The sequence below is a fragment of the Rhodopseudomonas palustris genome (genome assembly GCF_003031265.1).
Classification (GTDB): domain Bacteria; phylum Pseudomonadota; class Alphaproteobacteria; order Rhizobiales; family Xanthobacteraceae; genus Rhodopseudomonas; species Rhodopseudomonas palustris_H.
The window spans coordinates 4789837-4802500 of sequence record NZ_CP019966.1; the positions used below are offsets into that span (position 1 = coordinate 4789837).

Annotated in this window: 14 protein-coding genes (1 of these 14 cut by a window edge); 5 read left to right on the forward strand and 9 right to left on the reverse strand. The window is 65.2% G+C overall.

Annotated elements, in window-relative coordinates; all coding sequences use genetic code 11:
* Positions 1-375: 375 nt before the first annotated feature.
* Complete coding sequence (locus tag RPPS3_RS22225) at positions 376-591, forward strand: CsbD family protein (RefSeq protein WP_107345988.1); 216 nt, start codon at positions 376-378, stop codon at positions 589-591.
* Between the two features lie 117 nt (positions 592-708).
* Here the strand turns inward: RPPS3_RS22225 and ggt are convergent, their stop codons facing one another.
* A complete protein-coding gene (ggt, locus tag RPPS3_RS22230) occupies positions 709-2295 on the reverse strand; it encodes a gamma-glutamyltransferase (protein WP_107345989.1) in 1587 nt (528 codons plus the stop codon).
* Positions 2296-2543: 248 nt separating this feature from the next.
* Between ggt and RPPS3_RS22235 the strand changes: the two genes are divergently transcribed.
* Complete coding sequence (locus tag RPPS3_RS22235; RefSeq protein WP_011159954.1) at positions 2544-2759, forward strand: SlyX family protein; 216 nt, start codon at positions 2544-2546, stop codon at positions 2757-2759.
* A gap of 167 nt (positions 2760-2926) precedes the next feature.
* On the opposite strand, the gene RPPS3_RS22240 is transcribed toward RPPS3_RS22235, so the two are convergent.
* The 4 genes from RPPS3_RS22240 to RPPS3_RS22255 all read right to left on the reverse strand — a co-directional run bounded on the left by RPPS3_RS22240 (position 2927) and on the right by RPPS3_RS22255 (position 6590).
* Positions 2927-4465, reverse strand: a complete 1539-nt coding sequence (locus tag RPPS3_RS22240) for a class I adenylate-forming enzyme family protein (RefSeq protein WP_107346735.1) — start codon at positions 4463-4465, stop codon at positions 2927-2929.
* Between the two features lie 147 nt (positions 4466-4612).
* Entirely contained in the window at positions 4613-5221 is a 609-nt protein-coding gene (locus RPPS3_RS22245) for a nuclear transport factor 2 family protein (protein ID WP_107345990.1), read from the reverse strand.
* Between the two features lie 144 nt (positions 5222-5365).
* On the reverse strand, positions 5366-6031 hold the full coding sequence (locus RPPS3_RS22250) for a Crp/Fnr family transcriptional regulator (protein WP_107346736.1): 666 nt from the start codon (positions 6029-6031) through the stop codon (positions 5366-5368).
* A 145-nt stretch (positions 6032-6176) separates the two neighbouring features.
* Entirely contained in the window at positions 6177-6590 is a 414-nt protein-coding gene (locus RPPS3_RS22255) for a DUF3775 domain-containing protein (protein ID WP_107345991.1), read from the reverse strand.
* A gap of 140 nt (positions 6591-6730) precedes the next feature.
* Here RPPS3_RS22255 and RPPS3_RS22260 point away from each other — a divergent pair, with 140 nt between their 5' ends.
* From RPPS3_RS22260 to RPPS3_RS22270, 3 genes are all read left to right on the forward strand, one after another.
* A complete protein-coding gene (locus tag RPPS3_RS22260) occupies positions 6731-7579 on the forward strand; it encodes an MBL fold metallo-hydrolase (RefSeq protein WP_107345992.1) in 849 nt (282 codons plus the stop codon).
* 109 nt (positions 7580-7688) lie between these two features.
* Positions 7689-8531 carry a fumarylacetoacetate hydrolase family protein gene (locus RPPS3_RS22265; protein ID WP_107345993.1) on the forward strand — a complete coding sequence of 281 codons (843 nt, stop codon included), beginning with the start codon at positions 7689-7691 and terminating at the stop codon, positions 8529-8531.
* A 170-nt stretch (positions 8532-8701) separates the two neighbouring features.
* Positions 8702-9319 (forward strand): glutathione S-transferase family protein, encoded by a 618-nt coding sequence (locus RPPS3_RS22270; protein WP_107345994.1) that lies wholly within the window; start codon positions 8702-8704, stop codon positions 9317-9319.
* A gap of 12 nt (positions 9320-9331) precedes the next feature.
* Here RPPS3_RS22270 and RPPS3_RS22275 read toward each other — a convergent pair whose 3' ends face one another.
* The 4 genes from RPPS3_RS22275 to RPPS3_RS22290 all read right to left on the reverse strand — a co-directional run.
* Positions 9332-9883, reverse strand: a complete 552-nt coding sequence (locus RPPS3_RS22275; protein WP_107345995.1) for a methylated-DNA--[protein]-cysteine S-methyltransferase — start codon at positions 9881-9883, stop codon at positions 9332-9334.
* A gap of 43 nt (positions 9884-9926) precedes the next feature.
* Entirely contained in the window at positions 9927-10475 is a 549-nt protein-coding gene (locus tag RPPS3_RS22280) for a glucosyltransferase (RefSeq protein ID WP_107345996.1), read from the reverse strand.
* Positions 10476-10586: 111 nt separating this feature from the next.
* Complete coding sequence (locus RPPS3_RS22285) at positions 10587-11732, reverse strand: PepSY-associated TM helix domain-containing protein (RefSeq protein WP_107345997.1); 1146 nt, start codon at positions 11730-11732, stop codon at positions 10587-10589.
* Positions 11733-11736: 4 nt separating this feature from the next.
* On the reverse strand, positions 11737-12664 hold the 3' end of the coding sequence (locus tag RPPS3_RS22290) for a TonB-dependent siderophore receptor (RefSeq protein ID WP_107345998.1). 1406 nt of this gene lie beyond the right edge of the window; only the last 928 of its 2334 coding nucleotides appear in the window; the start codon falls outside the window, past its right edge; its stop codon occupies positions 11737-11739.

A 12664-nucleotide genomic window follows, 5' to 3' on the forward strand; every position in this document is an offset into this window, starting at 1 on the left:
GGCCGTCCTCAGATCCAGGTCCTCGCCGTGTCATGCGCGGCCCCGCATGCACAGTGTAGCCGCCCGAGAGGATCAAGTCTTCCTTTCGTACGACAGCGCCGGAGACGACCATTCCATCGTCGCCTGCCGGTCAGGCGATAGCCCGCCGACCATGCGGCGGGCGGGCTTCACGACCGTTAACTCGACCGCCGAACCTCGGCCGCAACGGCCGCCTCGGTTAATAATCCGCCAAGCGGACTAACGACAGGTAATTTAGTAGCTATCAATTACGTCAACAGCGTGCAGTCCTTCGGCACCGCAACCGTCACTCCCCGGGAACATCCGAGGGACCAGTCTGTTGTCCTCGCGAAGATCAAACAGCGAAGGAGACATCTGATGGGTAGCACGATGGACAAGATCAAGGGTCAGGCCAACGAGCTCGCCGGTAAGGCCAAACAGGGCATCGGCGAAGCCACCGGTTCTGACAAGCTGCAGGGCGAAGGCGTGATGCAGGAAGCCAAGGGCCACGGCCAGCAGGCGCTCGGCAACGCCAAGGACGCGGTCAAGAATGCGGCCGACAAGGTCGCCGGCACCGCGCACAAGAATCTGTGATGTCTGCGCGTTGACCGCCGCTGAGGCGGCGATCAGCAGGTGCAAGACCGGCCCTCGGGCCGGTCTTCGCATGTTTGGACGAGAGCAATTTTGAACAAGCCGGTGGAGAGCCGGCGATCAGTAGCCGAGCGCGCAGCCGTCCTTGCGCGGGTCGGAGCCACCGGTCAGCGTCCCCTTATCCCAATCGATCCAGATGCCCTGGCCGCCGCCGTGCGGCGTGCCGATCGGCACGACTTTGTGACCGAGCGCCTTGAGGCCCTCGACGGTCGCCGCCGGCACACCATCCTCGAGCTGATATATGTCCTCGTAGTGCAGGCCACGCGGCAGATCGATCGCTTCCTGCATATCCAGCCCGTAGTCGAGCACGTTGGTCAGCACGTGAACCTGACCGACCGGCTGATACTGGCCGCCCATCACGCCCCACGACATCCGGGCCCGGCCGTTCTCGGTCGCGAGCGCCGGAATGATGGTGTGTAGCGGGCGCTTCTTCGGCGCGATACAGTTCGGGTGGCCGGGCTGAATGCGGAAGCCGGCGCCGCGGTTTTGCAGCAGCACGCCGGTCTTGTTCGACACGATCGCCGAGCCGAACGAATGCGCGATCGAATTGATGAACGAGCAGACGTTGCGCTCCTCGTCGACCACGGTGATGTACACGGTCGACGGATTCATCGGCGGCGACACCACCGGCAGGTCGAGAAGCTTGTCGAGCGCGATCTGGCTGTAATGCTCCTCGGCGAATTCCTTCGCCAGAATACGCAGCACGTCGACATCGACATGCTGCGGGTCGCCGATGTGCTGCTCGCGGATCATGTAGGCGATGCGGGTCGCCTCGGCTTCCAGATGGAAGCGCTCGACGCTGAGCGGGCCGAACTTGGTGAGATCGAACCGGCTGAGGATGTTCAGCATCACCAGCATGGTGATGCCCGGGCCGTTCGGCGGGCACTGCCAGACGTCGAGACCCTTGTAGATCGTGCCGATCGGCGACGTCGTTTCGGTGCAGTGTTCGGCGAAGTCTTCCAGCGTATGCAGACCGCCGAGCCCGCGCAGCGTCTCGACCATGTCCTCGGCGACCGGGCCCTTATAGAAACCGTCCGGGCCCTTGTCGGCGATCAGCTTCAGCGTGTTCGCCAGCTCCGGCTGAGTGATGACGTCGCCGGTCTTGGCAGCTTCGCCGTGCGGCAGCAGATAGCGCTCGGTGTTGGCACCCTTCTTCAGCTTGGCGAAGCCGTTGGCCCAGTCGAACGCGATACGCGGCGCCACCACGTAGCCTTCCGCCGCGGCTTTGATCGCCGGCTGCAGCACTTTGTCGAGCCCGAACCGGCCGTGATCGCGCAGAATCGTCGCCCAGGCGTCGATCGCGCCGGGGACCGTCACCGAATGCGGGCTGGTCAGCGGAATCGCGTCGATGCCCTTTTCCAGAAACCACTCGGCCTTGGCGGCCGCGGGCGCCCGACCCGAGCCGTTATACGCCGTGATCTTGCCGGTGCCCTTCGGCTGCACCAGAGCAAAACAGTCGCCGCCGATGCCGGTGGATTGCGGTTCGATCACCGCCAGCAGCGCCGAGGCGGCGATCGCAGCGTCGGCAGCGGTGCCGCCAGCTTTCAGGATTTCAATCGCGGCCAGCGCCGCCTGCGGGTGCGAGGTCGCGACCATGCCGTTACGGGCGTGGACGGTGGACCGGCCGGCGAGATGGAAATTCCTCATAGGCACAAGCTCGTTGGGTTGGTTACGCCGCGCTCCGGCGCCGGCCTAGTTGGCATATTCCACGGCCGCCGAGCAATCCTCGCCGCGACCGGAGCCGGGCGACCGTAATCTGGCTGAAAGGGCTGGTTTCCTGCCGGCGCACGCGCTGTTAAACCGCCCGTGCAATGCCGCGCTTCCGCATCCGGGCCGGCGACAACCTGCGTCCTGCCGGCCGTGAGCGGGCAGACCGAGCCGAAAAGGAGCGAGCGATGGCCGGCGAGAACGATCTGAACGACCGCGTCGAGGCACTGGAAGTCCGCCTGGCGTATCAGGACGAGACGATCGAGGCGCTGAACCAGACCGTCACCGCGCAGTGGAAGCAGATCGACGCGCTGACCCGGCAGCTCGCTGCGCTGAGCGAACGGCTCGACCAGGCCGAGAGCAGCGCCGGCGCTCCGGCCAATGAGCGCCCGCCGCATTATTGAGAGAGGGCGCTCGCCCGCTCGAGCGCAAGCCCTTCGCCCTCGTCATTCCGGGGCGCCGCGTAGCGGCGAACCCGGAATCTCCGCGTCGCAACAATCTCGGGATTCCGGGCTCGCTCACTTCGTGAGCGCCCCGGAATGACGTCGGTGAGGCTGAGCGTTTGCTTGGTCTACGACGCCGCCTTCATGCCGAGGCGCTGGTCGCGGAGTTCGCGCTTCAGCACTTTGCCGATCGCGCTGCGCGGCAGCGACTCGACCAGCACCACCTCGGCGAGACGCTGGGTCTTGCCGACCTGACCGTTGGTCCAAGTCTTCAGCTCCGCCGGATCGATGCTGCGGCCGGGCCGCGACGCCACGAACGCAACCGGGGTCTCGCCCCACTCTTCCGACGGCATGCCGACGACCGCGACTTCGAGAACGTCGGGATGCTTGGCAACCACGGCTTCGATATCGCTCGGATAGATGTTGAAGCCGCCCGAGATGATCATGTCCTTCTTGCGGTCCATCAGGGTGATGAAGCCGTCGGCATCGAACCGGCCGACGTCGCCGCTGCGGACCCAGAGGTTACCGTCCTTGTCGGTCCAGAATACTTCGGCGGTCTTCTGCGGCTGATTGAGGTAGCCCTTCATGATGGTGTCGGAGCGGCCGACGATTTCGCCGACTTCGCCATTGGGCAGGAAGTTGCCGTCCTCGTCGATCATCCGGATTTCATGACCGGGCCGCGGCTGTCCGACGGTGTGCAGCTTGTTCGGGAATTCGTGGGCGAGCAGCGTGCACGAGCCGCCGCCCTCGGTCATGCCGTAGTACTCGGTCAGACCGCCGGGCCAACGTTTGAGGATGTCGGCCTTGAGCTCCGGCGCGAACGGCGCGGAGGTGCAGAACTTCATCTGGAAGGACGACAGGTCGTACTGACCGAACTCCGGCAGCGCCATGATCCGGCGATATTGCACCGGCACCAGCATCGCATGAGTGACGCGATACTTCTGCGCCAGCTCCAGGAAACCGCGGGCATCGAATTTCTTCATCAGCACCACGGTGCCGCCGCCGGCGAGCGTCGGATTGAAGCAGACCAGCGTCGTGTTGGAATAGAGCGGCGTCGACAGCAGCGTCACCGCGTCGGGGCCGTAGCCGATCGGATCGAGCTTGCCGTATTGCGCCAAGCGCATCTGATGGCTGTGAACGATGCCCTTCGGCGTGCCGGTCGTACCCGACGAGTAGATGATGTTGAACACCCATTCCGGATCGATCGTCACCGGCGCGGGCTTGCTACCTTCCGGCGCGAGCCAGCGGGTGAACGCTTCGCCGCTGCTGCCATCGTCGAACGCCACGCGCTTCACCGCGGCATCGATCTCGGCGTCCTTCATCGCAGTGGCGGCGAAGTCGTCGGTGAACAGGATCTTGGCGCCGGAGTCCCGCACCATCGCGGAGAAGTCCTTGGCGGTCGACGACGGCGCCAGCGGCGCGACCGCGATGCCGGCGCGCAGCGCGCCGAGGAAAGTCGCGGCGTATTCGATCGAGGACAGCGCGCAGATCGAGATCGTGTCGGTCGGCTTCAGGCCGTCGCGCTGCAAGGTCGCGGCGATGCGATCGATCAGCGCATCAAATTCCGCGTAGCGCAATTGCCGTTCCCCGTCGATCACTGCGATCCGGTCCGGGCGCGCCTGCGCGGTGCCGCGAACCAGGGCAGGAAGTGTGATGAAGTCGGGCATTTCGGTCTCCACGTTTCTTGGTTATCCAGTTCGACAAGTGCTCCGTCATTGCGAGAAGCGAAGCGACGAAGCAATCCAGAAGTCCGTGTCCGGCACTCTCGATTGCTTGGCTTCACACGCAATGACGCCGAGAGAAGTCAGCGGGCGTCAGCGATCCAGCGCCTCGCCTTTCAACCACTTCGCGCCGCTGGCGTACAGCCGTTCGACGGCCTCGCCTTTCAGGCCCGGCATGTCGCGCTTGATCGGGTAGCCGAGGCCGCTCTGCAAGTAAGCGAGATGGCGATAGCCTTCGGGGAATTGCGCCAGCAGCGCGGGATCCAGCGCCAGCTTCGCAGCCGGATCGATCGGGTCGATGCGATCCTTCTCGTAGATCGGCTGGCGCAACACCAGGCCCCAACGACCGTCGCGCTTTTCAAGAAAATCATAGAACCGGCCGGTGCAGACCACGTCGACCACGACGTCATGCACGCTGGCGCGCTGCGAGATCGTCATCTTGGTCTGCGAGACTGCGCGGCTGCCGGCGAGGTCGATCGACTGGCCGCCGAGGAAGTGCAGGATCGAGACACCCTTGGCCCAGCCGGCCTTGCTCATCGCGATGAATTCGTCGGCGGTACCCTGCGTCCAGGTCGCCATCATCCGGCCGTCGTCGAACCAGACCGTGCGGAAACGCTCCCAGTCTCCGGCGTCCCGCCACACCACCCAGTTCTCGATCAGTTCGCGGATCGCGAGCCGATCGTGCCGCTCCTCATCGTCCATGCCGTTTCCACCCTGCGTCTTGCGCGCGGGGCGCACTATACTGGCGGCACAGCCGCGCGTATCCGGCAAAAGTGGATGGCGGTTTTGCGAGGCGAGGCCGCGCAAGTGGCTTGACCGCGGCCCCGACGAAATGCAGCTGCGCGGCTAGCCGCGGGCCTCGGCCTGATCGTGCAGCACGGCGCTGAGCCGGCCCGGGTGCACCTCGATGGTGCGGTCGTAACTGATCAGGCCCAGTTTTCGGAACTTGTTCATGAAGAAGCTGACGCGCGACCGCGTGGTGCCGATCATCTCGGCCAGCGTCTCCTGGCTGATGTGCGGCGCGATCGGCTGCGGCTCGCTGCCCTCCTCGAACTCGGCGAGGCGCAATAGCAGCCGGGCCAGCCGTTTCTCGCTGCAGTTGAGGAGCTGATCGAGCAGATCTTCTTCGATGCGGCGATTGCGCAGCAGCAGATGCCGCACGAACAGCTCGGCGAAATCCGGCTGCGCCCGCAGCGTCTCGATCAGCCGCGCACTCGCGATCGCCGCGACCACACAATCCTGCATCGCAATCGTGGTGGTGCTGCGGCTGATTTCGCCGACCAGACAGCCGTCACCGAAGAACTGCCCCGGCGACACCATGCCGGTCGCCGCTTCCTTGCCCTGCACCGACAGCACGACGACTTTGATCCGTCCCTGCAGCAGCAAGTACACGCTATCGGCGTTGTCGCCCTGCGCATAAATCGTCTGGTTCTTGGCGAATTTGGCGATCGAGTGACCCTGACCGAGCTTACGCAGCAGGTCGCGGGGATCGAAACCAGCCTCCGGCTTCATGGTCGCCTCCACGGGTCGACCGGCATTCGTTCGTGCCGATCAAAGGGCCGGGTAGATTAGACCGCACAGCGCTGAAATCGCTGGTAAATCGGCGTCCCTCGGAATGCTACGGGACCGCAGCACCCGAGTACGCGTGGGGGCGCGCTCAAACCACAGGTGTGGTGCGCTCGTCGTTCCAGGACAGCCCGAACTGATCCAGCCCTTCGGCGAGATAATCACCGAGCAGCGGCTCGCCGAGCAGATAGCGCGCGGTACGCCCGTTGCGCCCCTCGGCGGCTTCGCGGCGGAGATCGTCCCACTCCTCGATGCTGCCGTCGCCGCGGCCGAGCCGCATCAGCGCCACCAAGTCAATCTCCTCTTCCTCGGTCATCGCGCTGATGAAGCCGGCGATCTCCTGAACAACCGGGTCTTCGCCGGTGTCTTCGAGCACGTCCACCATGTTGTCGTCGGCGCCATTCGACCCGGAATCGGCATCGGCGTCGCCTTCCTTGACGTCGAATTCACGCGCCTTCTCGATCAGAAACGCGACCTTGTCGGTCGAAATCGCGAGCTCGGGCATCGTCTTTCCTCCGTCGTGGCGCGGGTTTCGCTCTCCGGCGCGCGCGAACTAACGCACTGCAGCGCGAGATGATCCATTGCGCCTCAAGCGCAAAACCCGCATGTTTGGGCAAAATACGAAAAGCCCGGGAGAAACGTGGGATGGTCTGGACCATCGGCAAGGTCAAAATCACAAAAATCGTCGAGATGGAGTTGACCGGAGGCACCCGGTTCATCCTGCCGCAAGCCACCCCCCAGGAAATTCAGGCCATGCCGTGGCTGATACCGCAGTTCGCCAGCCCCGAAGGCCGGCTGACGATGTCGGTGCACAGCTGGGTGGTGGAAACGCCGAGCCGGCGGATCCTGGTCGATACCTGCATCGGCAACGACAAGCAGGGCCGCGGCGTGCCGCACTGGAACGGGCTGGACAAGCCGTACCTGCAGGATCTGGCCAAGGCCGGTTACCCGGCGGACAGCATCGACACGGTGATCTGCACCCATCTGCACGTCGACCACGTCGGCTGGAACACCAAGCTGGTCGACGGCCAGTGGGTGCCGACCTTCCCCAACGCACGCTATCTGTTCGGCCGCATCGAATACGAGTACTGGAAGAAGCACTCCACCGACGCGGCCCACGCCGCGGTGTTCGCCGACTCGGTCGAACCGGTGATCGATGCCGGCGTCGTCGATCTGGTCGGCAGTGATGCCCAGATCGCCGATGAGATCACATTGATCCCGACGCCCGGCCACAGCCCCGGCCACATCGCGCTGCACATTCGCTCCGAGGGCGAAGAGGCGGTGCTGTCGGGCGACGTCGCGCATCATCCTTGCCAGATGGTGCGGCTGGACTGGTCGTCGAGCTTCGATACCGACGGGCTGCAATCGATCGAAACGCGACGCCGCCTGTTCTCGCGCTTTGCCGATACGCCGACGCTGCTGTTCGGCGGGCATTTCGGTCCCGGCCGGATCATCCGCGACGGCGACGCTTTCCGCCTCGTGGCGCCGTCATGACAAAGCATGGCGACGCGGCGCATAGCGTGCCGGCGCGGCCATGTATTGAATTCAACTCACTACTGATCCATCACTTAGGCAGCCTGCAAAACTGCGGAGGACACGCGGGATGAAGCTTGTTCGTTATGGTGCTATCGGCCACGAGAAGCCCGGCCTGATCGATAAAGACGGCCAGCTACGCGATCTGTCCGGGCAGATCGCCGACCTTGCAGGCGACGCGTTTTCGCCCGCAGGCCTTGCCAAACTCGCTGCGCTCGATGTCGCCGGACTGCCCGCCGTGCCCGGCCATCCGCGGCTTGGCTCGCCGGTCGGCGGAGCACCGAAATTCATCGCGATCGGCCTGAACTACGCCGACCACGCCGCCGAAGCCAACATGCCGATCCCGGCCGAGCCGATCGTGTTCATGAAGGCCAACAATTCGCTGTGCGGGCCGAACGACGACGTCGAACAGCCGCGCGGCTCGACCAAGCTTGATTGGGAAGTCGAGCTCGCGGTGATCATCGGCAGCCGCGCCAAATATGTCAGCGAAGCCGACGCGCTCAACTACGTCGCGGGCTATGCGGTGTGCAACGACGTCTCCGAGCGCAACTTCCAGCTCGAGCGGGTCGGGCAATGGACCAAGGGCAAGTCGCACGACACTTTCGGCCCGCTCGGCCCCTGGGTCGTCACCAAGGATGAGATCGCCGACGTGCACAAGCTGGGGATGTGGCTCGACGTCAACGGCAAGCGCTGCCAGACCGGCTCGACCGCGACCATGATCTTCAACGTGCCGAAGATCGTGTCGTATCTGTCGGAGCTGATGACGCTGATGCCCGGCGACATCATCACCACAGGCACGCCGCCCGGCGTCGGCATGGGCAAGAAGCCGCCGCAATTCCTCAATGTCGGCGACGTCGTCACCCTCGGCATCGAAGGCCTCGGCGAGCAAAAACAGACCATCGTGGCGGCGTAAGGATATCCACGACGTCATTGCGAGCGAAGCCAAGCAATCCAGCGCCATTCGCGCGAGACTGGATTGCTTCGTCGCGGAGCCTGTGCCCGGACGGCGCGGAGCGCCGATCCGGGTGCTCCTCGCAATGACGGCGAAAGCAAACAACGCTTCGTCCCTGAGGATCTTATCTGATGAAACTCACCTTCTCCCAAGCCTCGCCGTTCGCCCGCAAGGTGCGGATCGCGGCGATCGAACTCGGACTGATCGACCATATCGAGTTCGTGTCGGCGACCGTGATCCCGGCGCAGGCCAACGAGCCGTATATGCGCGAGGTCAACCCGCTGAAGAAGCTGCCGGCGCTGATCCTCGACAATGGCGAGGTGATCGTCGACTCCTACGTGATCGCCGAATATCTCGACGACCTCGCCGGCGGCGGCAAGCTGATCCCGGTGTCGGGCGCGGAGCGCTGGCGGGTGAAGAGCGATCACTCGCTGCTGCAGGGCATGCTGGATTCGATGCTGCTGTGCCGCTACGAAAAGCTGGTGCGGCCGAAGGAACTGTTCTGGCAGGGCTGGTACGACGATCACTGGGCGCGGGCCTGGGCCGGCATGGCGCGGTTCGATCGCGACACCGCGATGCTGAACGGGCCACTGACGATCGCCCAGATCGCGCTCACCTGCGTGCTCGGCTACGCCGACTTCCGCTTTCCGGATTGCGGCTGGCGCGCGGCCTATCCCAATCTCGATGCGTTCTTCCAGCGGATGTCGCAGCGCGAGTCGGTGAAGGTGTCGGTACCGCCGGCGGCCTGAGCCGCAGCCCGCCTAGTCGAACAGGCTGGGCGTGTAGTTGACGGCGGCGCCCTCAATCGCCAGCAGCTTCAGCTTGGTGGTGACGCCGCCATTGGCCGAGAAGCCGCCGGGCTTGTCCCCGGCGGCGAGCACGCGGTGGCACGGCACGATGATCGGGCATGGATTGCGCCCCAACGCCTGCCCGACCTCACGCGACAGCTCGACGCCGCCGAGCTGCTTGGCGATGTCGCCATAGGTCAGCGTCTTGCCGGCCGGAATGCCGCGAGCGATGTCGTAGACCCGGCGCTGAAACGCCGAGGTGCCGTCGAGATCAAGCTGAATGTCGGCGAAATCGATCGCGGCCCCTTCCAGCAGAGCGACGATGCCGTCGATCGCACGCTGCACGTCGGCCGGCGGAGCCGCTTCGGCGCTATCGGGGTGACGCTGGGTGATGCGGGCGCAGGTCTGCGCTTCGGTCGGCTGCGGCAACTGCACCGCCACGATTCCGCGCGCGCCCCAAACGATGCCGCAGCGACCGATCGCTGTGTCGAACAGGGCATGGCTGTGCTGGGTCGTGGGCATCATAGCACCGAGATTACGTCCGCCGCGGCCGGCCGGCCACCCGATTTCAAGCCGCCGGGACGTGCTGCTCCAGACGGGTGGCGACCGTGGCCAGCAGCTTTTTCGGGTCCGCCGGCAGCACATGGGCGCGGGCCGGATCGAAGTCGTAGGCGATATGATAGGCGTCGTGCTGGTCCTGGGTCAGGAACCACAGCTCGGTGCGGGACGCTGCGGCGAACACGCCGCGCTCCAGCGCCAGCCGGATTCGCTGCCGCGGCGGCCAGGCCCACAGCCGGTCGCGCAGGATCGCCGCATCGTCGGCGACGTAATGAAAATCGGCGCCGGGCACCAGTTCGAACGACAGCAGCGCATCCGGTTGATGCGTACGGCGGTGCTCGCGGACCGCACGCGCGAAATTACGCGCCCGGCGGTGATTGGTGAGGCCGCGCGCCTTCACTTGAACGACCGTGATGCGGTCGAGCGGCTCTGGCGACGGGATCGTGGTGACGATGGTGACGTCGTGGCCGCGAGTGGCGAGATGGCGCGCGATAGCGATGCAATCGCGTTCTTTGCCGCTCTGCTTTTCGAGTTGGAAGACCGCCAGCAAGATTTTCATGACGCGGCGGTTGGTTCGCGACCGGTCGGGGTGACTTGACCGGGGGCTTATAGCGCGCCGGATCGGCGCGGCGCAACATTTCGGCCGCCGGGCTGATCCCCGACATCGGCGTCAGCCGGTTTTGCCTTGAGCAGCACGCTGCATCCGCTTGTGCCGCCGGCGCGACAGATACAGCAGAACGCCGGTCACCCCGAACAATGGCATTGCCGCCGCCGCCAGCATGAACAGCAACTGACCGGGCCAGCCGAAAATGCTGCCGCGGTGGATGTCGAGCACGCGTGCCAATACCTTTTCGCCGATCGTCTTGTCGGCGTAGAGGTCAGCGGACAGGATTTGGCCAGTCCGACCGTCGATCCGCAATTCGTCATGCGCGCCGTCTCGGGCGTCGGTCAGCCAGGCGCGGACCCGCACGGTGCCGTCGCGTCCGGACGGCAGCGTCAGGCGTGCAGCCTCGAACCTGTCGCCACGCTCGGCCACGAGTGTCGCCCAGACGCGATCCAGCGAAACCGCTGCGGACGGCGCCTCAGGAACGGCAGGACGGTGTGGACGCTGCGTCGTGACCGGGGATCGTGCCAGAAGCCATGTCGCGGCGGCCTTGTACCAGTCGAACGACCACCACAGGCCGGTCAGCGTCATGATCAAATAGAGCAGCAACACCCAGGTTCCGATCACGGCGTGCAGCGACCGGTGCAGTCCGCGCCCGCGCAACTGCCAGTGCGGTTTCAGCCAGACCTTGATGCTGCCAGGGCGATGCGGCCATCGCAGCACCAGCCCGGTGAGCAGCATGGCCAGCAATCCGAGCGCGGCAATGGCGGTGACGGTCCGGCCGTAACCATTGCCGTCGCCCGGCAGCAACAACCAGCGGTGCAGCTTGCGGACCGTCGCAAAGAATGCGTCGGCGGCCGGATGGCCGAGACCGTCGCCGCTGTAGGGATCGACATAGAGTGGTGCGGGCCGAGTGTGATCCTGATTGCGCGCGAACCGGACCTCGGCGGCTGAGGTCGCGCTGCGCGGCACCGTGATCGACGCGACCGGATCTCCGCCGGCCTGCAGTTTCGCGAGCAGCGCGTCCAGCGATATCCTCGATGCAGCGTGCGGTGCGAGCTGGACGCGGCCGGCATCCAACGCGCCGCGGATCTCGTCCTCGAAACTCATCACCGCGCCGGTCAACGCCACCACCACCAGCACCGCCGCAAGCACCAATCCGGCAACGGAATGGAGCTGCAGCAGGATGGCCTTGAGCGCCGGGGCCCGCATCGAACTAGAACTTGACCGTCGCGGCCAGCGAGAACCGCCGAGCGTCACCGACCGCGACGTTGAGGGTGTTGACGGCGGACGGATAGTACACGGTGTCGAACACGTTCTTGACGTTGAACTGATAGGTCACCGGGAACGGACCTGTCCGGGTCTCGTAGCTGGCGAAGATGTCGGCCACCGTGTAGGCGGGCAGCACGAAGGAATTGGTGCTGTCGCCGGGCCGATCGCCGACATAACGGGGGCCGCCGCCGACACGCAGCCGGCCGGGCAGCGCCGTGCCGAAATCGTAGACCAGGAATAGCGACGCGGTGTTCATCGCGACGTTCTGCAGCCGCTTGCCGACCAGCGCCGGATCCTCGGTGACGATCGCGTCGGTGTAGCCGTAGCTGGCGATCGTGCTCCAGTGGTCATCGAGCCGGCCGGTGACGTCGAACTCGACGCCGCGTGAGCGGACCTTGCCGGCAGCGCGATATTCGTTGAGGCCGGTCGCGGCGTTGAACTGCGACACCAGCACGTTCTTCTTGTCGATGTCGTAGACCGCCAGCGTGCCCGACAGCCGCTTGTTCAGGTCGAACTTCAGGCCGGCTTCGTATTGCGTGCCTTCTTCCGGCGCGATGTTCGAGCCGATGACGAAGCCGCCGGTCAGCGGCGCAATGCTCGAGGTCGGCTGCAGCGACTGGGTGTAGCTGGCATAGAGCGAGACCTGATCGTTCAGCTTGAGGATGGCGCCGGCGAGCGGCAGCACCTTGCTGCCGTCGAGATTGGTGTTGGCGGTGAACGGCCGGCCGCGGCCGGCGAGTTGGTCGTATTCCATCCAGCGCAGGCCGCCGACCAGCGCGAACCAGTTGGTGAGATGCAGCGTATCCTGCAGGAACAACGAGCGGGTCTCGAGCTGATCGGTCTGATTGCTGTCGGAGGGCGACACCGTGGTG

Excerpts from the sequence above, each read along its gene's own strand:
- RPPS3_RS22280 (WP_107345996.1), bottom strand. The coding sequence starts at position 10,475 with ATGAAAATCTTGCTGGCGGTCTTCCAACTCGAAAAGCAGAGCGGCAAA.
- RPPS3_RS22235 (WP_011159954.1), top strand. The coding sequence starts at position 2,544 with ATGGCCGGCGAGAACGATCTGAACGACCGCGTCGAGGCACTGGAAGTC.
- RPPS3_RS22225 (WP_107345988.1), top strand. The coding sequence starts at position 376 with ATGGGTAGCACGATGGACAAGATCAAGGGTCAGGCCAACGAGCTCGCC.
- RPPS3_RS22275 (WP_107345995.1), bottom strand. The coding sequence starts at position 9,883 with ATGATGCCCACGACCCAGCACAGCCATGCCCTGTTCGACACAGCGATC.
- RPPS3_RS22240 (WP_107346735.1), bottom strand. The coding sequence starts at position 4,465 with ATGCCCGACTTCATCACACTTCCTGCCCTGGTTCGCGGCACCGCGCAG.
- RPPS3_RS22285 (WP_107345997.1), bottom strand. The coding sequence starts at position 11,732 with ATGCGGGCCCCGGCGCTCAAGGCCATCCTGCTGCAGCTCCATTCCGTT.
- RPPS3_RS22265 (WP_107345993.1), top strand. The coding sequence starts at position 7,689 with ATGAAGCTTGTTCGTTATGGTGCTATCGGCCACGAGAAGCCCGGCCTG.
- RPPS3_RS22245 (WP_107345990.1), bottom strand. The coding sequence starts at position 5,221 with ATGGACGATGAGGAGCGGCACGATCGGCTCGCGATCCGCGAACTGATC.
- ggt (WP_107345989.1), bottom strand. The coding sequence starts at position 2,295 with ATGAGGAATTTCCATCTCGCCGGCCGGTCCACCGTCCACGCCCGTAAC.
- RPPS3_RS22255 (WP_107345991.1), bottom strand. The coding sequence starts at position 6,590 with ATGCCCGAGCTCGCGATTTCGACCGACAAGGTCGCGTTTCTGATCGAG.
- RPPS3_RS22250 (WP_107346736.1), bottom strand. The coding sequence starts at position 6,031 with ATGAAGCCGGAGGCTGGTTTCGATCCCCGCGACCTGCTGCGTAAGCTC.
- RPPS3_RS22270 (WP_107345994.1), top strand. The coding sequence starts at position 8,702 with ATGAAACTCACCTTCTCCCAAGCCTCGCCGTTCGCCCGCAAGGTGCGG.
- RPPS3_RS22260 (WP_107345992.1), top strand. The coding sequence starts at position 6,731 with ATGGTCTGGACCATCGGCAAGGTCAAAATCACAAAAATCGTCGAGATG.